At 71.1% G+C, this 25,917-nt stretch carries 22 protein-coding genes; 13 read left to right on the top strand and 9 right to left on the bottom strand.

The features are described from left to right. Positions 1-49: 49 nt before the first annotated feature. Positions 50-706, bottom strand: a complete 657-nt coding sequence (locus M4V62_RS28505; RefSeq protein WP_249590054.1) for an NADPH-dependent FMN reductase — start codon at positions 704-706, stop codon at positions 50-52. A gap of 620 nt (positions 707-1,326) precedes the next feature. Between M4V62_RS28505 and M4V62_RS28500 the strand changes: the two genes are divergently transcribed. From M4V62_RS28500 to M4V62_RS28490, 3 genes are all read left to right on the top strand, one after another. Continuing rightward, a complete protein-coding gene (locus tag M4V62_RS28500) occupies positions 1,327-2,112 on the top strand; it encodes an aminotransferase class IV family protein (RefSeq protein ID WP_249590053.1) in 786 nt (261 codons plus the stop codon). Between the two features lie 308 nt (positions 2,113-2,420). Continuing rightward, on the top strand, positions 2,421-2,981 hold the full coding sequence (locus M4V62_RS28495; protein ID WP_249590052.1) for a GVDTG sorting domain-containing protein: 561 nt from the start codon (positions 2,421-2,423) through the stop codon (positions 2,979-2,981). Between the two features lie 126 nt (positions 2,982-3,107). Next, on the top strand, positions 3,108-3,824 hold the full coding sequence (locus M4V62_RS28490) for a class F sortase (RefSeq protein WP_249590051.1): 717 nt from the start codon (positions 3,108-3,110) through the stop codon (positions 3,822-3,824). A gap of 84 nt (positions 3,825-3,908) precedes the next feature. Here the strand turns inward: M4V62_RS28490 and M4V62_RS28485 are convergent, their stop codons facing one another. The 3 genes from M4V62_RS28485 to M4V62_RS28475 all read right to left on the bottom strand — a co-directional run bounded on the left by M4V62_RS28485 (position 3,909) and on the right by M4V62_RS28475 (position 6,525). Continuing rightward, entirely contained in the window at positions 3,909-4,691 is a 783-nt protein-coding gene (locus tag M4V62_RS28485; RefSeq protein WP_249590050.1) for a sulfite exporter TauE/SafE family protein, read from the bottom strand. A 110-nt stretch (positions 4,692-4,801) separates the two neighbouring features. Continuing rightward, on the bottom strand, positions 4,802-4,993 hold the full coding sequence (locus M4V62_RS28480; RefSeq protein ID WP_249590049.1) for a hypothetical protein: 192 nt from the start codon (positions 4,991-4,993) through the stop codon (positions 4,802-4,804). A gap of 41 nt (positions 4,994-5,034) precedes the next feature. Then, on the bottom strand, positions 5,035-6,525 hold the full coding sequence (locus M4V62_RS28475) for a ferredoxin reductase family protein (protein WP_249590048.1): 1,491 nt from the start codon (positions 6,523-6,525) through the stop codon (positions 5,035-5,037). A gap of 572 nt (positions 6,526-7,097) precedes the next feature. Between M4V62_RS28475 and M4V62_RS28470 the strand changes: the two genes are divergently transcribed. The 5 genes from M4V62_RS28470 to M4V62_RS28450 all read left to right on the top strand — a co-directional run bounded on the left by M4V62_RS28470 (position 7,098) and on the right by M4V62_RS28450 (position 12,793). After that, a complete protein-coding gene (locus M4V62_RS28470) occupies positions 7,098-8,354 on the top strand; it encodes an NAD(P)/FAD-dependent oxidoreductase (RefSeq protein ID WP_249590047.1) in 1,257 nt (418 codons plus the stop codon). A gap of 1 nt (position 8,355) precedes the next feature. Beyond that, the gene (gene nirB, locus M4V62_RS28465; protein ID WP_283779115.1) at positions 8,356-10,965 is read left to right on the top strand and encodes a nitrite reductase large subunit NirB; all 2,610 of its coding nucleotides are present in this window, start codon (positions 8,356-8,358) and stop codon (positions 10,963-10,965) included. Continuing rightward, complete coding sequence (nirD, locus tag M4V62_RS28460; RefSeq protein WP_249590046.1) at positions 10,962-11,285, top strand: nitrite reductase small subunit NirD; 324 nt, start codon at positions 10,962-10,964, stop codon at positions 11,283-11,285. The genes nirB and nirD overlap by 4 nt, the downstream gene beginning before the upstream one ends. A gap of 71 nt (positions 11,286-11,356) precedes the next feature. After that, positions 11,357-11,941, top strand: coding sequence for a TetR/AcrR family transcriptional regulator (locus M4V62_RS28455; protein WP_249590045.1), 585 nt, complete (start codon positions 11,357-11,359; stop codon positions 11,939-11,941). 75 nt (positions 11,942-12,016) lie between these two features. Continuing rightward, complete coding sequence (locus tag M4V62_RS28450; RefSeq protein WP_249590044.1) at positions 12,017-12,793, top strand: SDR family NAD(P)-dependent oxidoreductase; 777 nt, start codon at positions 12,017-12,019, stop codon at positions 12,791-12,793. 233 nt (positions 12,794-13,026) lie between these two features. Here the strand turns inward: M4V62_RS28450 and M4V62_RS28445 are convergent, their stop codons facing one another. Then, positions 13,027-13,593 (bottom strand): hypothetical protein, encoded by a 567-nt coding sequence (locus tag M4V62_RS28445; protein WP_249590043.1) that lies wholly within the window; start codon positions 13,591-13,593, stop codon positions 13,027-13,029. 190 nt (positions 13,594-13,783) lie between these two features. On the opposite strand from M4V62_RS28445, the gene M4V62_RS28440 reads away from it, so the two are divergent. After that, entirely contained in the window at positions 13,784-15,658 is a 1,875-nt protein-coding gene (locus tag M4V62_RS28440; protein WP_249590042.1) for an APC family permease, read from the top strand. Between the two features lie 185 nt (positions 15,659-15,843). Here M4V62_RS28440 and M4V62_RS43620 read toward each other — a convergent pair whose 3' ends face one another. After that, positions 15,844-18,231: a glycoside hydrolase family 20 protein gene (locus M4V62_RS43620; protein ID WP_283779114.1), complete on the bottom strand. Its 2,388-nt coding sequence runs from the start codon at positions 18,229-18,231 to the stop codon at positions 15,844-15,846. A 206-nt stretch (positions 18,232-18,437) separates the two neighbouring features. Between M4V62_RS43620 and M4V62_RS28420 the strand changes: the two genes are divergently transcribed. From M4V62_RS28420 to M4V62_RS28410, 3 genes are all read left to right on the top strand, one after another. Beyond that, entirely contained in the window at positions 18,438-18,803 is a 366-nt protein-coding gene (locus tag M4V62_RS28420) for a cupin domain-containing protein (protein ID WP_249593041.1), read from the top strand. A 135-nt stretch (positions 18,804-18,938) separates the two neighbouring features. Continuing rightward, on the top strand, positions 18,939-19,445 hold the full coding sequence (locus M4V62_RS28415) for a response regulator (protein ID WP_249590041.1): 507 nt from the start codon (positions 18,939-18,941) through the stop codon (positions 19,443-19,445). 75 nt (positions 19,446-19,520) lie between these two features. Next, entirely contained in the window at positions 19,521-19,973 is a 453-nt protein-coding gene (locus M4V62_RS28410; protein ID WP_249590040.1) for a GNAT family N-acetyltransferase, read from the top strand. Between the two features lie 29 nt (positions 19,974-20,002). Here M4V62_RS28410 and M4V62_RS28405 read toward each other — a convergent pair whose 3' ends face one another. Then, positions 20,003-20,509 (bottom strand): carboxymuconolactone decarboxylase family protein, encoded by a 507-nt coding sequence (locus M4V62_RS28405; protein ID WP_249590039.1) that lies wholly within the window; start codon positions 20,507-20,509, stop codon positions 20,003-20,005. A gap of 212 nt (positions 20,510-20,721) precedes the next feature. On the opposite strand from M4V62_RS28405, the gene M4V62_RS28400 reads away from it, so the two are divergent. Beyond that, positions 20,722-21,276 (top strand): hypothetical protein, encoded by a 555-nt coding sequence (locus tag M4V62_RS28400; RefSeq protein WP_249590038.1) that lies wholly within the window; start codon positions 20,722-20,724, stop codon positions 21,274-21,276. A 158-nt stretch (positions 21,277-21,434) separates the two neighbouring features. On the opposite strand, the gene ppdK is transcribed toward M4V62_RS28400, so the two are convergent. Both ppdK and M4V62_RS28390 read right to left on the bottom strand, forming a co-directional pair. Continuing rightward, positions 21,435-24,170, bottom strand: a complete 2,736-nt coding sequence (ppdK, locus tag M4V62_RS28395; RefSeq protein ID WP_249590037.1) for a pyruvate, phosphate dikinase — start codon at positions 24,168-24,170, stop codon at positions 21,435-21,437. 405 nt (positions 24,171-24,575) lie between these two features. Then, a complete protein-coding gene (locus tag M4V62_RS28390; protein WP_249593040.1) occupies positions 24,576-25,832 on the bottom strand; it encodes an ROK family protein in 1,257 nt (418 codons plus the stop codon). Positions 25,833-25,917 lie beyond the last annotated feature (85 nt).

Below are 25,917 nucleotides of genomic sequence, written 5' to 3'. Positions count from 1 at the left end.
GATCAGGCCGGGCTCGCGGGGTCTGGCACCCCGCATGCCGGGCCGGATCTCAACTGCCGTAAGGGCGGACTTCCTTGGCGCTGCGCAGCGCCCACGCCCACCAGTGGAGCTGGTCGAGCATCGACTTGGCCGCGGCGTTCGCGGCCGTCGGGTCCTTGTGGGTGCCGTCGTCGGCGAAGAGCCCGCCCGCGTTGTGGAAGGAGACGGTGTCGCGGATCGTCATGGTGTGCAGCTCGGCGAAGACCGGACGCAGGTGCTCGACCGCGCGCAGACCGCCGGAGAGGCCTCCGTAGGAGACGAAGGCGAGGGGCTTGGCCTGCCATTCGGCGTTGTGCCAGTCGATGAGGCTCTTGAGGGACGCGGGGTAGGAGTGGTTGTACTCGGGGGTGAGGACCACGAAGGCGTCGGCGGCGGCCAGCTTCGGGGTGACCTTGCCCAGCTCGGCGAGCGTCTCGGGCGACGGGTTGAAGGAGAGCGCGGTCGGCAGATGGGATTCGGCCAGGTCGATGACGTCCACCTCGAAGTCCGCGTGCTCGCGGATCCGGGTCAGCAGCCACTCGGCGACGATCGGTCCGAAACGGCCCTCGCGGTTGCTTCCGATGATGACGGCGACGCGAAGGGGTGTGGCGGGCGTGGCAGATGCGGCGAACGGGGCGGTGGACGTAGTGGTGGACGGGGAATCAGCGGCAGTCGCGTTCTGGGTCATGGGGAGAGCCTCGTTGCTCAACCTAGGTTGAGGTCAAGCGGCTCCTTCGGCGAGTTCGACGGGTTCGGCGCGCGACTGCCGTCCGGCTGTGGCTCGGTGCCGCGCGGCTGTCGTCCGGCTGTGGCTCGGTGCCGCGCGGCTGCCGCCCGGCTTTCGTGTGATTGCCGCGCGCCTTGCGCCCGGCTGCCGCCCGGCTTTCGTCCGGCTTTCGTCCGGCTGCCGTCCGGTGCCGCGTAGCTGCCGTCCGGCTGTCGTGCGACTGTCCCGCGGCTGCCGTCCGGCTTTCGCCCGGCTTTCGTCCGGCTGCCCCTCGACTGCCGTCCGGCTGTGGCTCGGTGCCGCGCGGCTGCCGTCCGGCTGTCGCTCGGTTCCGCGCGGCTGCCGCCCGGCTTTCGTGTGACTGCCGCGCGCCTTGCGCCCGGCTGCCGCCCGGCTTTCGTCCGCCTTTCGCTCGGCTGCCCCTCGACTGCCGTCCGGCTGTCGCACGGCGCCGCGCGGCTGCCGTCCAGCTTTCGTGTGACTGCCTCGTCCGGCTGCTGTTCCGTTGTCGCCACCGCCCTCGTCCGCCGCTCCCCCGCCCCCCCCCACTCGCCCTCGCCCCACGTCGTACCGTGAAGCCCATGACAACTCCCGCGCCTCTGCAGCGCCTTGAGATCGACGGCCGGGCCGCCACCGCCGACCGACTGCTGTGGCCCGCTCTCGGCGGGGTCGGGCACTTCACCGCGATGCAGGTCAGGGGCGGCGCGACACGCGGGCTCGCGCTGCATCTGGCCCGGCTCGACGCGGCCACGCGCGAGCTCTTCGACCGGGAGCTCGACGGCGAACACGTCCGCGCACTCATCCGGCACGTGCTCCGCGACGACATCGCCGACGCTTCCGTACGCGTCCATGTCCACGCACCCGAGGGCGAGCCGTCCGTGACGGTCACCGTCCGGGCGCCGGGCGGGGTGTCCGAGAGCCCGCAGGCCCTGCGGTCCGTCCCCTACCAGCGGCCCTTCCCGCACATCAAGCACCTGGGCGGCTTCGGGCAGGCCCGCCACGGGGAGCTCGCACGGCGCGCGGGCTTCGACGACGCCCTGCTCACCGGGCCCGACGGGACGATCAGCGAGGGCGCCGTCACGAACATCGCCTTCTACGACGGCTCCGGGATCGTCTGGCCCGACGCGCCCTGCCTGACCGGCATCACGATGCAGCTGCTCGAACCGCGGCTCGCGGCCGCCGGGCTGCCCACGCGCCGGGCCCCGGTCACGCTCGCGGACCTCTCGTCGTACGCGGCCGCCTTCGTCACGAACGCGCGGGGCATCGCGCCGGTGCGGCGGATCGACGCCACGGAGTTCGCGGTCGACGAGAAGCTGATGGGAACGCTGGCGGGGCTCTACGCCGACGTTCCGTGGGACGCGGTCTGAGGCGGACTCAGGTCCGGGCCGGGGTCCGGCGGGCGCCCGGGAAAGGCCCCGCCGGGATCGCGGGTCACCCATTCACAGGCGCCGTGCACCCCCTTCGGATACTTCTCGGCGACACGCCGGGTGACCTGCTGGAATGTTCCCGTCGAAGTGTCAGGAGCCGCTCCACCACAGAGTTTCTGACAGACCTTCAGGAGGCGTGCGCCGCCGAGTGCCACTTACCTCGGTAGAGCGGGGTTCGACCGACGCAGCGGCACTTGGGGGTGCCGCGGGCCGTGCCCCTCTGAAGGTCCCTCGGAGGAGCAAGCACGATGCGCAAAGCCCGCCTGCTGACCACTGCCGCGCTCGCCGTCGCATCGGCGGGCCTCCTGTCGCCCCCCGCGGCTGCCGCGGTACTCGCCGCCGGGGGCGGCCTGGAGATCCATCCCGCCACGGTCATGCCCGGCTCCACGGTCACCGTGAGCACCTCCGCGTGCGGCGGCGGAGGAACCGCTTCGGGCGATGCCAGCGCGGTGGGCGCGGGCACGTTCACGCTCGCGCCGAGCACGGACGAGGACCACGAGCAGAACGCGACCGGCCAGTTCAAGGTGCCGCCGTCGGCTCAGCCCGGCACCTACGAGATCGTCGCGAAGTGCTCCGGCTCCGGCGCGGACGGCAAGCAGGTCGCGGGCGATCTGTCCGTGACGATCACCTCCACCGCCGCCGCACGTGAGCAGCAGCAGGTGGCTCCGAAGGGACATGTGAAGACGGGGGTCGGTGGCGCTCTGGGCCCCGATCCCGTGCAGACCGCGGCGGGTGTGGCGGCGCTTGCCGTCGCCGCCGCGGGCGGTACCTGGCTCCTGCATCGCCGGGCGAGAGGCGACAGGATCTGACGGACACCCTCCGCTGTCCACCGGTACCGCCAGCCCCCTCCCTCTCCGGGTCCGCCTGTCCCTCGTGGATCCGGAGAGGGAAGCGGGGACCGGCCTCCCCGAACCCTGAGGGGGACGAGTCGAGTGATGCACAGGAACAGCCCGAGCAGGAACAGCCCTGACCCGGGGAGCCCCGCCGCCGGGGACCCCGGCGGGAAGCCCGGCCGGAAGCCCGCCCGGAGGAAGACCGTCAACTCCGCCATAGCCGCGGTCACCGTCCTTGCCCTGTGCTCCGGGGCGTGGCTGCTGCACAACGGCACCGCGTCCCATCCCCCGCCCCAGCCGTCCGCCGCGCAGGCCGCGTCGGCGCATCCCCCTTCCGGCCGCGCGTCGGCCGCCGCGGCGCTCCCCCCGTCCCCGCCCGACCGGATCCGGATCCCCGCGATCCGGGTCGACGCCCCCCTCATGGGGCTCGGACTCACGCGGCAGGGCAGTCTCGACGTACCGCCTCCGAAGCGGACGAACCTCGCGGGCTGGTACGAGTCGGGGACGACGCCGGGCGAGAGCGGCACCGCCATCGTGGCGGGGCACGTCGACAACGCCGACGGGCCGTCCGTCTTCTACGACCTGGGCGGCCTGACCCGGGGCCGCACCATCGAGATCGAACGCAGGGACGGCAGCGTGGCCGTGTTCACGGTCGACGCGAACGAGGTCTACGACGCGAAGGACTTCCCGGACGAGAAGGTGTACGGGGCTGCGGACCGGCCGGAGCTGCGCGTGATCACGTGCGGCGGCAGCTATTCGAGGAAGACGGGCTACCAGGGCAATGTGGTGGTGTTCGCGCACCTGACGAGCGTGCGCTGACGGACGCGTGCGGGCAGGGGCCGCCGAGAGGTGCCGACGAGAGGTGTGCCCGCGAGATGTGTGCCCGCGAGATGTGCTGGCTCCTCAGGCGAGCCACTGTTCGTACGCCATCTTCGCGACGAGGGCGAACACGGTCGTGAGCAGCACGACGCGGACGAATCCGCTGCCCTTCTTCAGGGCGGTGTGGGCGCCGAACATGCCGCCCGCGAGGTTGAAGACGGCCATCAGAGCGGCCAGTTGCCACAGGACCGCGCCCTGCCAGGCGAACATCGCGAGGGCGCCCGCGTTCGTGCAGCAGTTGACGATCTTGGCCGTCGCGGAGGCGGACACCAGGTCGAGGTGGAGTACGGCGGTCAGCGCGAGGACCAGGAAGGTGCCGGTGCCGGGTCCGATGAGGCCGTCGTAGAACCCGATGCCGAGGCCCGCGAGGCCGATGGCGGCGAGGATGCGCTTGGGCGATGCGGGCTCGGCGGAGGGCGCGGTGCCGAAGGCGGGCCGGAAGATGACGAAGGCACCGACCCCGAGCAGCACCACCATGATCACGGGCTTGAGCACCTCGGTGCTCATGCCGGCGGCGAAGAAGGCGCCGCCCATCGACCCGGCGAGCGCGGCGAGCCCGATCCGTACGGCGGTGGGCACGTCGACGGGCGTCTTCCTCACGTACGTCACCGCGGCGCCGGTCGTGCCGACGATGGCGACGGCCTTGTTCGTCCCGAGGGCGTGCGCGGCCGGGGTCGAGCCGGGAAGTCCGAGCAGCAGGGCGGGCAGGAGGAGCAGGCCGCCACCGCCCACCACCGCGTCGATCCAGCCGGCCGCGAGGGCGGCCACGCAGAGGACGACGACGGTGGTCAGAGATATGTCGGGCATGATCGCGACCTTATGGAGGGGGTGATCACGCCGTCCATGAAATCCGGGAGAGTTGAGGGTCTTCAGAGGTTTCCTCCTCAGGGGGCCGCCTGAGGTGCCGGGACCCCCGCTCAGGGAGCCGCCTGAGGTGCCGGGACCCCCGCCGGTGCGCGGTCGGGAGCGGGCGGCGACGCCGGTTCGACGGTGAGCGCGAGGACCGTGGCGACCAGCGCGCTCGCTCCGGCGAGGCCCGTCGCCAGCTTGCGGCGGGCCTGCAGGGTGGGGCCCTGGGCCGGGCCCACGGGTTTGCGATGACGTCCCATATCGGCCTGTAATCCCCTCTCAGAAGGTGGTCAGAAGGCGGTCAGAAGGTGAAGCACTCGGCGTGGATGCGCTCGTCGGGCACCCCGGCCCGTACGAGCGCGGCGGTGGCGGAGGCGGCCATCCCGGGCGGCCCGCACAGATACACGTCGTGCTCGGCGAGGTCGGGGATGAGGTTGCGCAGGGCCTGCGGGGAAATGGGGTCTCCCCTGCTCGAACGAAGTTGAGAGCTTGGGGAAGGGTCGAAGGACGCGTCGGAACGGCCGAGCAGATAGTGCAGCCCCGCTCCCCTGCTCCGGGCGATCTCCTCCAGCTCGTCGCGCAGCACGAGCTGCTCGGCGCTGCCTGCCCGGTAGAGCAGGGTGATGTCCCCCGGCCCACCCGGCAGCGTCTCGAACAACGCCCGCATCGGGGTGATCCCGACCCCGCCCGCGAGCAGCAGCACCTTCCTCTTCGTACGGCGATGCGCGGTGAGCGCCCCGAAGGGGCCCGTGGCGAGCACCCGCGTCCCCGGCTTCAGCCGCCGCATCCGCCGCGTGTGGTCGCCGATGGCCTTCACGGTGATCCGCAGGGTGTCGTCGCGCACCGGCGCGGAGAGCGAGAACGGCAGCGCGGTGCGCCAGAGCCTGCGCCGCAGGAAGCGCCAGCGGAAGAACTGTCCGGGTTCGGCCCGCAGCTCGTCGAGGCCGATGCCCTGCATCACGACCGACACGACACCGGGCCCTTCGTCGCGTACGTCGATGACGCGCAGGCTGTGCTTCAGCGCCTGCCGCACGGGGACGACGACGCGGTACCAGACGAGCAGGACCGCCACCGTGGCGTGCAGCATCGACCACATCCACACCGTCAGGATGCTGCCCGCCACGTCCGGCCCCGCGAGCTGGTGCACGAAGGCGAGCGCCGCGGCGAGGAAGGTCAGCAGATGCACGGCCCGCCATGTCTCGTGCGGGACGCGGCGCCGCATCGCGCGGGCCGATGTGACGCCGACGGCCATGAGCAGGGCGGTGCCGACGACGGCGAGGGCGAGCCCCGGATAGCCGAGCAGGCCGAGGGCGGCGCTGAGGAGGTCGGTGTCGGCGTGGGCGGCGTATCCGCACAGGGCGAGCAGGGCATGGCCCAGACACAGGGTGAGGACGTAGCGGCCGCCGAGGGCGTGCAGCCGCGCGAGCCGGTCGGCGCCCACGCCGTGCTCGACGGCGGGGACGCGGGCCATCAGGAAGAGCATGACGAGAACGCCGTACCCGGCGAGCAGTCCGGTGAGGTGGGCGCCGGTCGCGAAGAGCACGTCGAGCCGGGCCGAGGGTTCGGCCTGCACGGCCCAGAGCGCGGTGACGGCGAGGGTTCCGGCGAGGATTCCGTTGCGCAGGGCGGTGGGGGTGACGCGGGCAGGGGGAACTGGGGTGGCGGCGCGGGGCCGCGGGGGCCGCGGGGGATGCGCGGGCATGGGCGGAACCTGCGGTCCCTCCGTCTGGCGCAGGTACGCGGAGAGCGCGGGATACGCGGCAAGTCGGGAGTCGGCTACCTCGGTGGTCACCGCCGCAGACTAGGCGCGGGGCGGGGGCAAAAGTGGCTGGTCAGGGGGTTACTGCTGATCCTTAAGGTGGGCTTGAGGGTCGGCTCAACGGGGGTTAAGTCCGGGCGGGTCCGCCTTGGAGCGGGGAGGAGCTGGTCCGGGTGCGGGGCGGGACGCTGCCGACTGCGGGGGCGTGTGTGCTGCGGGGCTGGTTCGCCTGTGGGGGCGGGGCCGTGCCGGTATGTCCGTCCTCGCTATCGTCCGGTGGCTGCGGGGCTGCTGCGCTACTGGAGCGCAGGGAACCGTGCTCCGGGCAGACATACCGGCACGTCCCCTCACGAGCGCTCCCGACTACCGGGTAATGGGCGGGTGGGCGGGAAAGCAAGTTCGTCCGGGGGCGGATGCGGGGTGAACGGGCGGGTGGGTGGGAGAGGCTCGTTCGGCCGGAGGCGGATGCGGGGTAAGGACCGCGGCCTCGCAAGGCCCCCGGCCAGACCCCTCACACCCCGCCCCGGCGCCCGCTGAGGGCAGCGTTCCCGCCGGGAAACAGTCAGGATGCGGCCGGGTAACACCGCCCCCGCACTCTGCCGTACATGACCTCTTCGACCCCGGGCACCCAGAGCCCGCACTCACGCGTGGTGGTGATCGGCGGCGGCCTCGCCGGTGTCCGCCTCGCCCAGCGGCTCGGAGGCTCCGGCGACGTCACCCTCATCGGGGAGGAGCCGCACGCACCGTACAACCGCGTGCTCCTCGCCGACGTCCTCTCCGGGCGCCTCGGCCCCGAGGTCATCGGCCTGCCGCCCGTACCCGGCGAGTTCCTCCGCACCCGCGCCGTCCGCGTGGACCGCGCGGACCGGATCGTGCACTGCGCGGACGGCAGCGTCGTCCCGTACGGCACCCTCGTCCTCGCGACCGGCTCCAACCCCGTACTGCCGCCCCTGCGCGGTCTCTTCGAGCCCGGTGCCGCAGACCTGCCGCGCGGCGTGCACGCCTTCCGGACAATGGACGACTGCCTCGCCCTGTCCGAGGCCGTCGTACCCGGCACCCGCGTCGTCGTCATCGGCGGCGGGCTGCTCGGCGTATCCGCCGCCCGCGCGCTCGCCGTCCGCGGCGCCCAGGTCGTCCTCACCCAGCAGGGCGACCGGCTCATGGAGCGCCAGCTCGACCCGGCAGCCAGCGCGCTGGTCCACCGGCACCTCACCGAACTCGGGGTGGAAGTGCACACCGAGTGCCGCGTACGCGGGGTGCGCCAGACCGGCGGGGCCATCCGCTCGGTGGAGCTCGCCGACGGCTACGTACTCGGCACCGACCTCACCGTCCTCGCCTGCGGGGTCCGCCCCCGCACGGGGCTCGCGCAGGCCGCGGGCCTTGACGTACGCCGCGGCATCGTCGTGGACGACGAGCTGCGCACCTCCGACCCGCACATCCGCGCCATCGGCGACTGCGCCGAGCACTCCGGCGAGGCCCGCTGCCTCGCGGCCCCCGCGCTGGAACAGGCCGACGCCCTCGCGGACGCCCTGATCTCCCCGCAGGACGCGCGCCCCTACTCCGGCACCCGAGCCCTCACCCGCCTCACCCTGCACAACGGAAGCCCCGGCTCCGCTCCCCTGGACCTGGCGGCCTTCGGCGACCCCGAGCACCGGCCCGACGACGACGTCGTCCAGCTCGCGGACGCCACCCGTGGCACGTACCGCAAGGTCGTCGTGCGCGATGACCGGCTCGTCGGCGGCGTACTGCTCGGCGAGCTCACCGCCGTCGGCGCGCTCGCCCGCGCCTGGGAGGCCGACGACCTGCTGCCCGACGACGGCAGCCCCCTGCTCCACCTGCTCACCCAAGACGGAGGCCTCTGAGATGCCCATGGACACCCGCCGCCACAGCGCGCACGACAACACCATCGTGCTGGTCGGGCACGGCATGGTCGGCCAGCGCTTCCTGGAGGCCATCGCCGCACGCGGCCTCACCGCAACGCACCGCGTGGTCGTCCTGTGCGAGGAGCCCCGGCCCGCCTACGACCGCGTACAGCTCACCTCGTACTTCGCGGGCCGCACGCCCGACGAACTCTCACTCACAGACCCGGAGTTCATCGAGAAGCACGGCATCGAGCTCTACGTCGGCGACCCCGCGGAGACCGTCGACCGCGACGCGAAGACCGTCACCGCGCGCTCCGGACAGACCTTCGCCTACGACACCCTCGTCCTGGCCACCGGCTCCTTCCCCTTTGTGCCGCCGGTGCCCGGCAAGGACACCACCGGGTGTTTCGTCTACCGCACGATCGAGGACCTGCTCGCCATCGAGGAGTACGCGAAGACGTACGCCACGACCGGCGCCGTCGTCGGCGGCGGGCTGCTCGGCCTGGAGGCGGCGGGCGCGCTGCGCGGGCTCGGACTCGACACGCACGTCGTGGAGTTCGCGCCGCGGCTGATGCCGGTGCAGGTCGACGAAGGCGGCGGCGCGGCGCTCCTGCGCACCATCACCGGCATGGGCCTGTCCGTGCACACGGGCGTCGGCACCCAGGAGATCGTCGCCACGGACGGTGCCGTCAGCGGGATGAAGCTGTCGGACGGGAGTGAACTCGCCACTGATCTGGTCGTGTTCTCCGCCGGTGTCCGGCCCCGCGATCAACTCGCCCGTGAGAGCGGCCTTTCGGTGGGCGAGCGCGGCGGCATCACCGTCGACGAGCAGTGCCGCACCAGCGACCCGGCCGTGTACGCGATCGGCGAGTGCGCCCAGGCCTCGGACGGCCGGGTGTACGGGCTCGTCGCGCCCGGCTACGACATGGCCGAGACCGTGGCCGCCGCGATCGCCACGGAGGAGTCGAGCTTCACCGGCGCCGACATGTCGACCAAGCTGAAGCTCCTGGGCGTGGACGTCGCCTCCTTCGGCGACGCGCACGGCGCGACCCCGGACTGCCTGGACGTCGTCTACTCCGACTCGCGCTCGGGAACGTACAAGAAGCTGGTCATCGGCGCGGGCGGCGAGCTGCTCGGCGGCGTTCTGGTCGGCGACGCGGAGGCGTACGGCGTGCTGCGGCCGATGACGGGCAGCGTGCCGCCGGTCTCGCCGGAGCAGCTGGTGCTGCCCGCGGGCGCGGGCGGCCCGGTGTCGATCGGCCCGTCCTCGCTGCCGGACTCCGCGGTCATCTGCTCCTGCCACAACGTCACCAAGGGCACGATCCGCGGCGCCGTCACCGAGCACAGCTGCACGACCGTGCCCGAGGTCAAGAAGTGCACCAAGGCCGGTACGGGCTGCGGCAGTTGTGTGAAAGTGCTCGGCATGCTCGTCAACGACGAGCTGGAGGCGTCGGGCGTCGAGGTCGACAAGGGCCTGTGCGGCTGCTTCGGCCAGACCCGCCAGGAGCTGTACGAGATCGTCCACACCCTGGGCATCACCTCCTACCGGCAGCTCCTGGACTCCCACGGCCGCGAGTCCGCCCGCGGCACCGAGGGCTGCGAGACCTGCAAGCCGGCGGTCGGTTCGATCATCGCCTCGCTGGCCCCGACGATCGGCGCCGACGGGTACGTGCTCGAAGGCGAGCAGGCCTCCCTCCAGGACACGAACGATCACTTCCTCGCCAACCTCCAGAAGAACGGCTCCTACTCGGTCGTGCCGCGCATCCCCGGCGGCGAGATCACCCCGGACAAGCTGATCGTGATCGGCGAGGTGGCACGGGACTTCGGGCTCTACACGAAGATCACCGGTGGCCAGCGCATCGACATGTTCGGCGCGCGCGTCGAGCAACTGCCGCTGATCTGGACGCGGTTGGTGGACGCGGGCTTCGAGTCGGGTCACGCGTACGGGAAGTCCCTTCGCACGGTGAAGTCCTGCGTCGGGCAGACCTGGTGCCGTTACGGCGTCCAGGACTCGGTCCGGATGGCGATCGACCTGGAGCTGCGCTACCGGGGCCTGCGCTCCCCGCACAAGCTGAAGTCGGCCGTCTCCGGCTGCGCCCGCGAGTGCGCGGAGGCCCAGTCCAAGGACTTCGGCGTGATCGCCACGTCCAGCGGCTGGAACCTGTACGTGGGCGGCAACGGCGGCGCGACCCCGCGCCACGCCGACCTGCTCGCGCAGGATCTGTCCGACGCCGAACTGGTGCGCCTCATCGACCGGTTCCTGATGTTCTACATCCGTACGGCCGACCGTCTTGAGCGCACATCGACCTGGCTGGAGCGGATCGAGGGCGGCCTCGACCACGTACGCGATGTGGTCGTCCACGACTCGCTCGGTCTCTGCGCCGAGCTGGAGGCCCTGATGGCCGACCACGTCGCGCACTACCGCGACGAGTGGTCCGAGACCATCAACGACCCCGAGCGTCTGGCCCGGTTCGTGTCCTTCGTGAACGCGCCGGACGTCCCCGACCCGACCGTGAGCTTCGTCCCGGAGCGGGACCAGATCAAGCCGGACCTGCCCCTCCTCACCATCGGCTCCCGCCCCCGCGACCTGGAAGGTGCTGCATCCCGATGAGCATTCAACTCCGCCTGAAGGACGACTGGTTCGAGGTCTGCGACCGCGCGCACCTCCAGCCGGGACGCGGCATCGCCGCGCTGCTCCCCGACGGCCGCCAGGCCGCGCTCTTCATCGACCGCACGGGCCGTGCGTACGCGATCGACAACCGCGACCCGTTCACGGGCGCCGCGGTGCTCTCGCGCGGCCTGCTCGGCGCGGCGGCCGGCCGCCCGTTCGTCGCCTCGCCCCTCCTCAAGCAGCGCTTCGACCTGGAGACGGGGCGGTGCCTGGACGACGACTCGGTGACGGTGGAGACGCACGTCGTCCGCCTCGCCTGACCGAAGCCACTACTGAGTCTGACCGAAGTCACTACTTGACCGACCGTTCCAGTATTGCTTAATCTCTCCTCGTGGCCAGGACCAAGGAATTCGATCCGGACGCCGCGCTCCAGTCGGCCCTAGAGCTGTTCTGGCGGCGCGGCTACGAGGCGACGTCGATGGCGGACCTCGTCGAAGCTCTCGGCATCGGACGGGCCAGCATCTACGCGACGTTCGGCAACAAGCACGAGCTGTATCTGAAGGCGCTGGCGCGGTACGCCGAGTTCCAGAATCCGCGCCTGCTCGCCGAGCTCTCCCAGCCGGGCCCCGCACTGCCCGCCGTCCGCGCGGTGGTACGCCGCTTCGGAGGCGAGGCGGCCTCCGACGAAGGGCGCCTGAACGGCTGTTTCATCACCAACACGGCGGCCGAACTGGGCCCCCACGACGAGTCGGCCGCCCGTTGCGTCGAGCGCAACTGGGAGCACATGGAGACGCTGCTGCACTCCGCGCTCGTCCGCGCCCAGGCCCAGGGCGAGCTCCCGGAAGGCCGCGATCCGCTCGCACTCGCGCGCATGCTCCTGACCCTGATGCAGGGGCTGCGCGTGGTCGGCAAGGCGTCGAAGGATCCGGCGCGGGTGCGGGACGCGACGGAGCAGGCGCTGAGCCTGCTGGACTGATCCCACCCCTGCCGCCCCTGGCCTCTTTTTTCATGCCCTCATACTGAACCGATCGTTCAAGAAAAGAGCTCTGTCATGACTTCAGCACCGCGCACCCGTTTCGCCGGCCGCACGGCCCTCGTCACCGGCGGCGGCTCCGGCCTCGGCCGTGCCATGGCGCTCGCCTTCGCCGCGGAGGGCGCGAACGTCGTCGTCGCCGGGCGCACCGAAGGCCCGCTCAAGGAGACCGTGGGGCTCATCGAGGACGCCGGCGGCACCGCACTCGCCGTCACCGCCGACGTCTCGCGCTCCACCGACCTCGCGACGCTCGTCGGCGCCACCGTCGAGCGGTTCGGCTCCCTGGACGTGGCCGTCAACAACGCGGGCGTCCTGCGCGCCGGGCAGCCGGTCGCGGAGCTGCCCGAGGAGGAGTGGCGCACGATGCTCGACATCAACGTCACCGGCGTACTGCTCGCCCTCCAGGCCGAGGTGCGGCAGATGCGCACGCAGCCCGGCGGCGGGGCCATCGTCAACATCTCCTCCACGCTGGGCGCCCACATCAGCGTTCCGGGCACCGTCGGCTACGGCGCCACCAAGGCGGCCGTCTCCGCGCTGACCAAGGGGGCCGCCGCCGAGTACATCGGGGAGGGGATACGGATCAACGCCGTGAGCCCCGGCTCCTCCGACACCAGCATGTCGCTGCGCCAGGGCGAGAGCCCTGCCGAGCGCACGGAGCGCATGAAGACCTCGACGCCGCTGGGCCGGGTCTCGACGACGTCGGAGGTCGCGGCCGCCGTGCTGTACCTCGCGTCGGACGAATCGGCGTCGGTGGTGGGCGCGGATCTGGTGATCGACGGGGGCGCCGCGGCCTGAGCGGGACTCGATGAGGAACAGGCGTGCGCCCAACCAGAGGGAGCTGTGTCATGACGGGCTGGAACGCGGGCTGTGTCACCGCCCGCGAACTCGCCCGCCGTGGCGCAGCTCGACCTCGGGGATCTGGGCTCGGTACGGGAGTTCTCGGAGTCGTACGACCGTGCGGAGCCGGTGATCAGCGGCGACGAAGGCCCCGCTGGGACAGTCACCTGGCCCCGCGGGGACAGCCGCCCCTACCGCAGCCCCGACACCTCGAAGACCCCCTTGGCCACATCCCCGTCAAGCCGGGCCGAGAGCCGCCCAAGGACCTCGGAGCCGGTCCGCAGCAGCCCCCGCTCCCGCGCATCCCCCGCCCCCACCTCCAACCGGTGCAACAACAGCGGATTCTCCACCAGCACCCGGGATTCCACCTCCACCCGATTCCCGAGCGAGTCACACAGCACGAGCCGCGCCGCGACCCCCTCGCTGTACCGCACGGCGGTCAGCAGTCCCGTACAGACGTGCCGATGCCGCAGCAGCCCCCGCACGGCGAGCCACCCCGGCCCCACCGTCACCCGCACCGGATGCAGGATCAGATAGAGCAGCCCCGAAAGCCCCGCCCACAGCACACCCCGCAGCACGTCCAACGTGCCGTTGGCCAGGTCGATCAGGACAACCAGCGCGAAGAGCGCAAGGGCGCAGAACACGGCGGCCCGCACATCCGCCGCCCAGCGCCGGTCGGACACCACACCGTCCACGCCCACGCCCACGCCCCCTCCCCGGCCCCGCAGCACGTATCCACCACCCCTGTCATGTCGCATGTGCGGCACCGTAGGACGGACTCGCCGCGGAGTCAGCAGCGTTGACGTACCGCTGACGCCCCACGTCAAAGACGCGTGAAGATCCGCACCCCACGCGCCAAGGAGCCGCCAAAAGGGCCCGCGGCCGGCTCGGGGCACACCCACGCTGGGCATCGCTCAAGCGAACGAACCCGCCTGGAGGGGCCCACCCATGACCACCGTCTCCGAGTCCCCGGACAGCCTCACCGACGTCGCCGTCGAGGAACCCCCGGATACCGGGGGCGCGGCACACCCCGAGGACCGCCACCGGCTCACCGCCGTGCAGGGCCTCGCCGCACTCTCCCTCGACGCGATGGCCTCGGTCGCCTACGGGCCCGAGGCCATCGTCCTGGTCCTCGCGGCGGCCGGCGGCCACGGGCTCGGGTTCACCCTGCCGGTGACCCTGGGAATCGCCGCGCTGCTCGCCGTGCTCGTCGCCTCCTACCGCCAGGTCATCGCCGCCTTCCCCGACGGCGGCGGCAGTTACGCCGCCGCCAAGACCCACCTGGGCCGCAGGGCGGGCCTGGTCGCGGCGGCTTCGCTCGTCCTCGACTACGTCCTGAACGTCGCCGTCGCCGTCACCGCGGGCGTCGCGGCGCTCACCTCCGCCTTCCCCGAGCTGTACGGCGACCGGGTGTGGATCTGCCTGGCCGTCCTCGTCCTGGTCACGGCCGTCAATCTGCGCGGCATCGTCGACTCGGCGCGCGTCTTCATCGCCCCGACCGCGATATTCGTCGGCGCCATCCTGACCATGATCGTGGTCGGTCTGTTCCGCGAGGGGCCGGTCAGCACGGCCGCCGCCGAGGGCCACGCCTCGGTCCTCGCCTCCAACGCCACGACCGTCGGCGCGCTGCTCCTCCTGAAGGCGTTCGCGTCCGGCTGCTCCGCCCTCACCGGCGTCGAGGCGATCGCCAACGCCGTGCCGTCCTTCCGCGCACCGCGCGTCAAGCGCGCCCAGCACGCGGAGGTCGCGCTCGGCGCGCTGCTGGGTGTGATGCTGATCGGCCTGTCCGTGCTGATCTCGCGCTTCGGGCTCCAGCCGGTCGAGGGCGTCACCGTCCTTGCCCAGCTCGCGGACGCCTCGCTCGGCCACAACTGGGCTTTCTACGTGGTGCAGTTCGCGACGATGGTCCTGCTCGCCCTCTCCGCGAACACGTCCTTCGGCGGCCTGCCCGTCCTCATGAGCCTGCTGGCCCGGGACAACTACCTGCCCCACGTCTTCGCCCTGAAGGCCGACCGCCAGGTCCACCGGCACGGCGTCCTCGCGCTCGCCGCCGTGTCGGCCGCGCTGCTCGTCTTCTCCGGCGGCGACACCAACACGCTCGTGCCGCTCTTCGCGATCGGCGTCTTCGTCGGCTTCACGCTCTGCCAGACGGGGATGGTGCTCCACTGGCGCGCGGCGGGCAGACCCGCGAAGGCACTCCTCAACGGCTTCGGCGCGCTGCTGACCGGCATCTCGGCGGTGGTCGTCACGGCCACCAAGTTCACCGAGGGCGCCTGGCTGATCGTGCTCGCGCTGCCCGCGATCGTGCTCTGCTTCGAGGCCGTGCACCGCGCCTACCGCCGGATCGGCGACGACCTGGGCCTCGGCCGCGTCCCGGAGCCCCCGCACCGCGACCACTCCCTGGTGATCGTCCCGGTGTCGAACCTGTCCCGCCTGACCTGCGAGGCACTGAACGCGGCCGTCTCCCTCGGCGACGAGGTCCGCGCGGTGACGGTCACCCACCAGGACGCCGACGACCGGCGCGCGTCGGAGGCGCTGCGCCGCGACTGGGAGCTGTGGAACCCGGGCATCGACCTGGTGGAGCTGCCCTCGCTGACGCGCACGGTCGGGCGCCCGGTGTCGGAGTACGTGCGGAGGATCTACACGTACCACCCCACCACCCGTGTCACCGTCCTGATCCCCGAGGTGGAGCCCGCCCACGTCTGGCAGCGCCTGCTCCAGAACCAGCGCGGCTCGGTCCTCGCGCACGCCGTACGCCGGGACACGGACGCGGTCATCTGCCGCCTGCGGTTCCGCCTTGCGGCGGGGCGGAGCCGGTCCTAGCGTCGGCGCCATGAGGTCCACGAGGACCACGCCGGCGACGGCTGGTACGCCCAGTCCGACGTACGCCGCCGCCGGCTCCCCGGCGTCGACTTCAGGTGGCGGCGTACAAGGTGTTCCGGCGGGAACGCCTGACCGAGCTCAAGTCGCTGCTGGAGCGTTCCGGCCCGTCCGGCGTCTGAGGACGGCTACGCCCGCACCTCGAACCGGTGGAGCGAATACCCGTACGTCGTCTGGCGCTTCACCCCCGACATACGCACGTGCCGCGCCGCCACCGGTTCGACGACGACGGAGTCGACGCCGGCCGTGGTCCGCCCCCTGCGTTCGGCGACCGTCCGCCACCCCGACACGCCGTCCGCGTCCTCGGTGACCTGGATGTCGTAGTCCCGCCCTGCCGCGGCCTCCCAGTCGAGGAGCACGCGCCGCACGGTGCGCACCTCCCCCAGATCGACGGCGAGCCACTCGCCGTCGGTGTACTTCGAGGCCCACCGCGTGGCCGAATCCCCGTCGACGGCGTTCTCGGGACCCAGTGACGCGGTCTCCGCGGACGATGCCGTCGCCTTCCTCCCCCGCGCCAGATCAGGGGCGTCGAAGACCTGCGCCGACCACAGCGTCCACCGAACGCGCCCGCTCTCCCGCCCGCGCACCCGCACAAACCGCGCCTTGGCGGCACTGAACTCCAGCTCGTCCCAGCCGGGTTGGGCGCGTCCGCGTCGGGAAGCGACCTTCCGCCAGCCCGCATCCCCGGCCCCGTCCTCCGACACCTCGATGTCGTACGAACGCCCGTGCTCACGCCCCCAGTCGAGCCGCACCCGCGCCACGTCCCGCACCTCCCCGAGGTCGACCCGCAGCCAGGGGCCGCCCCGTTCGAGGCCGCTGGTCCAGGCGGTGACGGGGTTGCCGTCGGACGCGTACGAGGCGTGCGCGCCGGAGGACGCGGTGGCGGGGGCGCCGAAGGCGAGCTGGTCGGGCTCGGCGAGGGTGGGGGTGACCGTCGTCAGGCCGGGCCCCAGCGAGCCGCGCCGCAGCAGCGCGGTGAACTCCCCGTACGCCAGGCCCTGTCCGGCGCCGCTCCACATCTTCTGGGCGAGGGTGCCGTACGTCGTCTCGATGAGCCCGTGGACGTCCTGCTGGGTGTACGTGGCGTGGACGAGGTCGTTCCAGACGGCGGACATCGCGCCGCGCAGGGCGGGGTCGCCGGGCGCGAGACTCTCCTTCCCCGGGAAGACGTGCGGCTCCCAACTGTCGTACAGATAACGGCCGTCGAGCCCGTGACCGTGGTAGTAGTCGGCGAACGGGACGACGTACAGCAGCCCGTCGTTCGTGTTGACGATCTCGTATCCGTCGGCCTTGGCGGCCTGCGGCCCGTACCAGCCGTTGTTCCAGCTGTGGACGGTGACGTCCCGGTCGTACCCCTCGGCCGATCCGGCCATCTCGGTCAGGCTCCCCCAGGCGCGCGGATGCTTGCCGAGCGAGCGCACGTGGGCGGCCATGTCGTTGAAGTAGGCGCGGTACTGGGCCTCGGGTCCGGTGTACTCGTCGGCCCCGTAGTGCACTTCGGGGCTGCGGAACCACGGCACGAACTCCTCGAAGACCTCCTTCATGAAGGCCGTCGTCTCGGGCTTGGCGAGGTCGAGGTGGTCGGAGTTGCCGCCGTCGAGCCCGAGGGAGGGGCGGAAGCGCACGAAGGAGCGCGAGTGCGCCGGGGCGTCGATCTCGGGGGTGAGCTGGACGGCGTGCAGGGCGGCGGTGTCCTCGAAGGAGTCCCAGTCGGCACGGGAGTACGACCCGTCGGGCGCGGCGAGCCCCGCCCACTCGGGGGCGTCGCTCCGCAGCCGGAAGGCGTCGTAGGCCTTGCTCCAGTCGCCGTCCGGGGCCTTGATCTCGTTGTCGTTGAGGTGCAGCTGGAGGTCGTTGAGCTTGAACCACCCCATGATGCGGAGGTAGTCCCGCACGAAACCGGGCGTGAAGAAGCGCCGCCCGACGTCCAGCATGAAGCCGCGCAGCCGGTAGTTGGGCCAGTCCTGGGCGGTCCCGGCAGGCACGCGGGAGCGCTGCTCGTCGTGGAGGAGGATCTGGAGGAGGGAGCGGGTGCCGTAGTAGGCGCCGCTGTAGGCGGGCGCGGTGACGGTCACGGACGCGCCCGTGACGGCGAGCTCGTACCCCTCGCGAACGTAGAGCGCACCGCCCTTGCCGTGCCGGGCCGCCGGGTCGAGCCGCAGCAGGATCTCGCCCTGGGCGGCCCGGGAGCGCCGGGTGGTGCGGGGCGGGGCGATGGTCACTCCGGTGACATCGGTGATGTCACGGCTCAACTGCCGGGCAAGAGGGAGGAGTTGGTCAGCATCCCGGGCCAGGACGACGACACGTGAGTCCTGGGTGAGCCGATACGCCCCGTCGCCGCCTTCCCACTCCTGGAGGGCGGGGATGACGGTGGGGCGGGGATTGCCGCGGGCGGCCGCATGGGCAGTTTCCTGGGCAGCCGCCTGAGCGGCCGACGGCAGGCGCAACGGCAGGGCGACGGCGGCTCCCGCGACAGCTGTCGCGGTGATGAGAGTGCGACGGGAGAGGTTCGTCATGGCAGTGGACTACACCACTCGACTCCCCAACCTCACAAGAGAATCAACAGAATCAACCGCCGACGCCGGCCCCCGAGTGGCGCACCCCGGTCGACGGGCAGACGATGGAGTGAAGGGGTCGGCTGGTGATGACGTCGGCCGTGGACCCCGCGGCGACGACTACTGACTCCGAGATCGTGGGCAAGGCCCGGACGGAGGAAGTCGTCATGATCGAGGTCAAGGCGGTCGAGAAGCCGGACGAACGACGTGATTTCCCTCGAGGTCACCTCGAGGCCGTCCATCTCTCAGGGCTGGACTTCGCCGTGGGCACCTTCGAGCCAGGCTGGCGCTGGTCCGAGTCCGTGGCCCCGCTCGCGGGGACCGAGAGCTGCCAGATCCACCACAACGGCTATGTCGTCGAGGGGCGGATGCACATCCGCATGGACGACGGCGCCGAGTCCGAAGTGGGGCCGGGCGATGTGTTCGTGTGCTCGCCCGGACATGACGCGTGGGTCGTGGGTGACGAGCCGGTCATCGTGTACGACTTCGCGGGCGGCATGGCACAGGAGTACGCGAAGGCGGCGGAGGGATGACGACTCAAGCGTGACGGGTCGACGGGCACCAGGCACCAGGCACCTGCGGCGGAACATCGACGTCGAGACGCTGGACGGATTCTCCAACTCGGCATAGGAATAGCCTGGTTCACCCACGCAGGGGGGCACGAAGCCATGCCGTCGAACTCCAAGATCCTCGTCGTCGACGACCATGAGGACACCCTCTTCGCCCTGGAGAGCGCACTGGCCCCTCTCGACTACCCACTGGCATGTGCGACCAGCGGTGACGACGCCCTGAAGCAGATACTGCGCGGGCAGATCGGGCTCGTCCTGCTCGACTTACGCATGCCGGACGTCAGCGGCCTCGATGTCGCGCGCTACATGCGCGGCCTGGACCAGACGCGTTCCATCCCGATCGTCCTGCTGACCGGGTACGACGTCAGCCGCGAGTTGGCCGCCACGGCCTTTCTGCTCGGAGTGGCCGACGTCGTCCTGAAGCCCATCGACCCGCTGACCCTGCGGACCAAGGTCCGCTACCTCTTCGAGACCCATCAGCGACTGCAGTCGATGCAACAGGAGATCGACGAGCTGCGCGCCCAACTGAAGGGCGGCTCCGTAGTCCCCATGAACAGCAGACTTCCAGCCCCACAACGCACACACGACAAGCGCGGCCACCCCTGACAGACTGAACAGATGATCGATGACCTTCCCGCCGGCCTGACGGCTCGGCACCTTGCAGGCGAAGACCATCTCCGGGTGCTAGCCGTACTGGACACTTGGTGGGGTGGCCTGAAAGGGAAGGCAGGGTCGACGGAACGGGCGCTGCTTCTGCCCCGGTTGTACTTCCAGCACTTCACCACGACCAGTTTCCTGGTCGAGCGCGACAGTGGAGAGGTGGCCGCCTTCCTGGTCGGCTTCCTGTCGCCGACCCTGCCCGACACCGCCTATGTGCACTTCGTCGGCGTCGACCCGGCACTGCACGGCCACGGCATCGGGCGCACCCTCTACCGGGCCTTCTTCGGACTCGCCCAGTCCCATGGGCGGCGTTACGTGCACTGCATCACCAGCCCGGAGAACGCCGCGTCGCAGGCGTTTCACGCTCGGCTCGGCTTCGAGGCCTCAGCCGTGCAGCCGGACTACGACGGCCCCGGACTCGACCGGGTGGCGTTCACCCTCGACCTCTGCGCTGATCCGGCGGCCACGCCCTAGCGGGACGATCGCGCCTTACGCGGTCGGTCTCATGCCCACGGATCAGTGAACGACCGTCCGGGCACCGGCTTGGCGATGAGCGCTACGGGAATGAAGAAGTTGACCTGGCCGATCGCGAACATCAGCGTGGCGAGCGCCTTGCCCTCATAGTGGGCGGCTGCCTGCGCATACAGCTCATCGGAGACCCTCTCGCCGCTTGCGGACGGCTGAAGCGCGGCTTCCACCAGTGCCAGCGCGGCACGCTCGGCACCGGTGAAGTACGGCGAATCCTGCCAGGACGCCACCGACGTGATCCGCTCCTCCGGCTCCCCGGCCTTGCGCAGGAAGCCCGTGTGCAGAACGGTCAGGTAGGTGCTGCCGACGATCTGACCGGCACGCAGCTGGACCAGGCTGATCGTGGAGCGCGGTACCGAACCGTTGCCGGTGACCCTGAACAGCGCCGCCGAAACCTCCGCCAGCTCGGGGACGAGCTCCGCGGGGTCCTCGGGCATGCGCGGAACCATCGGGATCTCCGCCGTGATCGAACGTGTTTCCATCGTCGTCTCCTCCACATCGCGGGCGGCCTGCGCGCTTGTCGCGCGGGCCCGTTGACGTCAGTCACTGCGTTGACGGATCGCGGCGCGAGGATGTGACAGGTGAGCGAGAACGAATTTCCGGCACAGGAGCCCGTGCGGCAGGCAGGCCCACTGTCAGCCGAGTAGTCACCGGTGGCGGGGGGCGCAAGAAACCTGCAAGTAGGGAGGAAGCGATGACCATGCATTCCGATGTGGCCGAGTTGCTGGCGGAGGCCGGCATCATCGACGTGGACGTCGACGAGGCAGTCGCGGACGATCACGTCCGAACATCCGTGTACCTACGCGTCCTCTCGGTGATCGCTTCCTCCCGGAGCCGCGACCGGGACCGTGCGATCGTGGCCACGATCCTGCGCGACCCCGACGAGTCGGGGGCCAAGACGGCGGTGGTCGCCCTCGTGGACGAGATCGCGGGCAAGGTGACCGGCCCTGCCGAGTTCCGGCGGTGGTCGGCCGAACTGCTCCCGGAGGTCGACCGGCTCAAGACAGAGGCGTTCCGCGAGTTCATCCGCCGCCGCGTCGACGACTGGCTGCTCCAGCTGTCCGTCGAGGACGGTCACGTGCCGACACCGGCCGAGCTGGCGGGGGTCACGGACTGGATGCAGCGCCACCTCGCCGAGTGGTCGAGGTCGCCGGCGGTACTCGCCGTGGTCGCCGATTCGGCCCGCACCAAGAAGACACGCAACATCGCGAAGAACCGGGCAGGAAGCCGCGAGCTGAGAACGGAATGAGCCGGTAGCGGCCGTCGGCAGGCTCCACCGACCATGACCGAAGGGGCAGCTCCCCCGCACAGGGAACTGCCCCTTCTTGGTGAACCGGAGCCGATGCCGCATCGGTGAGGGTCGGGGACACGGCGTCGGCCCCGGAGTTCAGCCGGTGGCCCGAGGGCCTACCGGTGGTCGCTGCCCGCCGACTCGGATGCCGCGCGGCCTGCCTCAAGGCGGGCCACCGGGATCCGGAACGGGGAGCAGGAGACGTAGTCCAGGCCCACCTCGTGGAAGAAGTGGACGGACTCCGGGTCGCCGCCGTGCTCGCCGCAGACGCCGAGCTTCAGGTCGGGGCGGGTGGCGCGGCCGGCCTTGACGGCGTCCTTGACCAGCTTGCCGACGCCGTCCTTGTCGATGGTCTCGAAGGGGGAGACCCCGAAGATGCCCTTCTCCAGGTACGCGGTGAAGAAGCTCGCCTCCACGTCGTCCCGCGAGAAGCCCCAGACCGTCTGCGTGAGGTCGTTCGTGCCGAAGGAGAAGAACTCGGCGGCCTCCGCGATCTGGTCCGCCGTCAGGGCGGCACGCGGCAGCTCGATCATGGTGCCGAGCGCCAGCTTCAGCGCCACGCCGGTCGTCGCCTCGACCTCGGCGATGACCTGCTCGGCCTCCTCGCGGACGATCTCCAGCTCCTGGACCGTGCCGACGAGCGGAATCATGATCTCCGCGCGCGGGTCGCCCTTGGCGTTCTTGCGCTCGGCCGCGGCCTCGGCGATCGCCCGTACCTGCATGGTGAACAGGCCGGGGATGACCAGGCCCAGGCGTACGCCGCGCAGGCCCAGCATCGGGTTCTGCTCGTGCAGGCGGTGCACGGCCTGGAGGAGGCGCAGGTCGTTCTCGTTGGAGTCCTTGCGGGACTCGGCGAGGGCCACCCGGACGGACAGCTCCGTGATGTCCGGGAGGAACTCGTGCAGCGGCGGGTCGAGCAGACGCACCGTCACCGGGAGCCCGTCCATGGCCTCGAACAGCTCCACGAAGTCGCGCTTCTGGAGCGGGAGCAGCTCCTTCAGGGCCTCCTCGCGTGCCTCGTCCGCGTCGGCGAGGATCAGGCGCTCGACCATCTCGCGGCGCTCACCGAGGAACATGTGCTCGGTGCGGCACAGGCCGATGCCCTGGGCGCCGAAGCGGCGGGCGCGCAGTGCGTCTTCCGCGTTGTCCGCGTTGGCGCGGACCCGCAGGCGGCGTACCCGGTCCGCGTACGCCATGATCCGGTGCACGGCGCCGACCAGTTCGTCGGCGTCGTCGGCACCCGCGTGCATCCGGCCCTCGAAGTACTCGACGACCGGCGAGGGGACCACGGGCACCTCGCCCAGGTAGACCTTGCCCGTCGAGCCGTCGATGGAGACGACGTCGCCCTCCTCGACGACGGTGCCGCCCACGGTCATGCGGCGCCGCTTGGTGTCGACCTCCAGGTCCTCGGCGCCGCAGACACAGGTCTTGCCCATGCCGCGGGCGACGACGGCGGCGTGCGAGGTCTTGCCGCCGCGGGAGGTGAGGATGCCCTCGCAGGCGATCATGCCGTCGAGGTCGTCGGGGTTGGTCTCACGGCGGATGAGGATGACCTTCTCGCCGGAACGCGACCACTTGATGGCGGTGTACGAGTCGAAGACCGCCTTGCCGACCGCGGCACCGGGTGACGCGGCGATGCCGCGGCCGAGCTGCGTCACCTTCGCGTCCTCGTCGAAGCGCGGGAACATCAGCTGGGCGAGCTGGGCGCCGTTGACGCGCTGGAGCGCCTCGGCCTCGTCGATCAGGCCCTGGTCGACGAGCTGCGTCGCGATGCGGAAGGCGGCACCGGCGGTGCGCTTGCCGACGCGGGTCTGGAGCATCCACAGCTGGCCGCGCTCGATGGTGAACTCGATGTCGCACAGGTCCTTGTAGTGCGTTTCGAGGGTCTCCATGATCTGCATGAGCTGGTCGTACGACTTCTTGTCGATCTGCTCAAGATCGGCGAGCGCGACGGTGTTGCGGATGCCCGCCACCACGTCCTCGCCCTGCGCGTTCGTCAGGTAGTCGCCGTACACGCCCTGGTGGCCGCTGGCCGGGTCGCGGGTGAACGCGACGCCCGTGCCGGAGTCCGGGCCGAGGTTGCCGAAGACCATGGAGCAGATGTTGACCGCGGTGCCCAGGTCGCCGGGGATGCGCTCCTGGCGGCGGTAGAGCTTGGCGCGGTCGGTGTTCCAGGACTCGAAGACCGAGCGGATCGCGAGGTCCATCTGCTCGCGCGGGTCCTGCGGGAAGTCGCGCCCGGCCTCGGTCTTGACGATCTTCTTGAACTTGGTGACCAGCTTCTTCAGGTCCGCGGCCTCCAGGTCGGTGTCGACCGTGACCTTCTTGGCGGCCTTGGCGGCCTCCAGGGCGTCCTCGAAGAGCTCGCCGTCGACGTCCATGACGGTCTTGCCGAACATCTGGATGAGGCGGCGGTAGGAGTCCCACGCGAAGCGGTCGTCGCCGGACTGCTTGGCCAGGCCCGTCACCGACTTGTCGGAGAGCCCGATGTTCAGGACGGTGTCCATCATCCCGGGCATCGAGAACTTGGCGCCCGAGCGGACCGAGACGAGCAGCGGGTCATTGGCCTGACCGAGCTTCTTGCCCATCTTCTGCTCGAGGGCGTCGAGGTGCGCACTGACCTCGTCGCGCAGCTCGACCGGCTCCTCGCCGCTGGCGAGGTAGGTCTTGCAGGCCTCTGTGGTGATCGTGAAGCCCGGAGGGACGGGCAGCCCGAGGTTGGTCATCTCGGCGAGGTTCGCGCCCTTCCCACCGAGAAGGTCCTTGAGGTCCCTGTTGCCCTCGGTGAAGTCGTAGACGAACTTCACGGCCGCATCGCTCTGCGCTACGTGGGGATCTTTGTTTTCCGACACGGGTCTCGACTCCTCGAGGACTCGGTGGCTGCCCTGACGGCGAGGAACATACCCAGATCGAAGGCGCCTGGGTACGTCCACTTGTGCGTCATACGGCTGTAACCACCCGTCCGCCAGTAGATCGAAAGTAACTCGGTGGTAGCTCGACGCGAGGCCATTCGTTCAACTCTTGAAGACGCAACCCCCGTAGACCCGGTGATTCGCTCGAATGAGCGGCCCATACTCAGATGTGAGTTCACCTCATGAATGATCGAGCAGTGGCACTGAGTGCCACCCCTTGGAGAAGTGCAGTCGCCCTCGATCCGCTCATCTGAGCGCAACCCCTATCAGGGGTGGCGAGAATCACGCCGTTTGAAGCGGCCGGATGTCAGTATCCGGACGCGCAACGAGACGGTCGCACGCCCGTCACACGCCGAGCGCGGCGAGCCGCTCCTCCGCCCGCCTGGGCGCGTACAAGTGCTCCACCACGAGTGTTCCCGCACCTATGAGGGCCGCGCGCTCGCCGAGCCGCGAGGTGACGACCTCCAGATGAGCGGTGGAGCGGGGCAGGGCCCGCTGATAGAGCAGTTCGCGCACCCCGGTCAGGAAAGGTGTTCCGGCCAGATCTCCGGCGATCATGAGAACGCCCGGATTCAGGAGCGTGACGACGGTGGCGAGGACCTCGCCGACGTGCCGCCCCGCCTCGCGCGCGAAGCCCGTCGCATCGGGGTTCCCCGCCTCCAGGAGCCGCCGCACATCCGCCCCCGACGCCGCGGGGACGCCCGCGTCCGTCAGCCGGCGGGCCACCGCACGGCCGCTGGCCACGGCGGCGAGACAGCCGTAGGAACCGCACTTGCACAGGGCCTCCGCGCCCTCCGGCACCCTGATGTGGCCGATGTCCCCTGCGCCGCCGTCGATGCCGCGGTAGACCGCGCCGTCGACCACGACGCCCGCGCCGATGCCGGTGGAGACCTTGACCAGGGCGAAGGCCGAGCACTGGGGATACGCGGCGCGCTGTTCGCCGTACGCCATGAGGTTCGCGTCGTTGTCCACCAGGACCGGGATGCCCGCGGGGCCGCCCGTCCGCTCGGCGAAGGCGCGGCGCAGGCGGCCTCTTATGTCGTAGCCGTCCCAGCCCGGCATGATCGGCGGCTGGACGACGCGGCCCGTCTCGCTGTCCACGGGGCCCGGCACCGCGAGCCCGATGCCGCAGACCGACTCGGGGGCGCGGTCGGCCTTGCCCAGCAGCTCGGCGAAGCGGACGCCCAGTTCGCCGAGGACCGCGTCCGGGCCCTCCTCGATCGCCAGGGGGCCCGCGTGCTCGGCGACGATCTCGCCGGTGAGGCCGAGCAGGGCGGTGCGGGCATGCCGGGTCTCCAGGTCGGCGGCGAGGACGACCGCGTGGGCGTCGTCGAACTCCAGACGGACGGCCGGGCGCCCGCCGAGCGGTGAGCCCGCCCTGTCAGGGGCGCCTCCCGCACCCTCCCGCAGCCAGCCCGCGCGGAAGAGCCGGTCGAGGCGCTGGCCGACCGTGGCGCGGGAGAGACCGGTGGCCTGTTGCAGGGCGCCGCGCGTGGTGGCCCGCCCGCTGCGCACCAGGTGGAGCAGGTCGCCTGCACCGGCGTGCTGACCGCCCACGCGCCCGCCCGTCGCCTGCTCGTCACGATCCAGTCCGTCCGGCATCCACTCTCCCCTTGCGCTCATCAACTCCACGTTACATATTGAGTTTTGCGTGTTAAGTAGGCGTAACCCTAAGGTGGATAGCACC

This window comes from Streptomyces durmitorensis (assembly GCF_023498005.1).
GTDB classification, from domain to species: Bacteria; Actinomycetota; Actinomycetes; order Streptomycetales; family Streptomycetaceae; genus Streptomyces; species Streptomyces durmitorensis.
The sequence above is the reverse complement of the archived record's forward strand: the minus strand, read 5'-3'. Positions and strand labels throughout refer to the sequence as shown.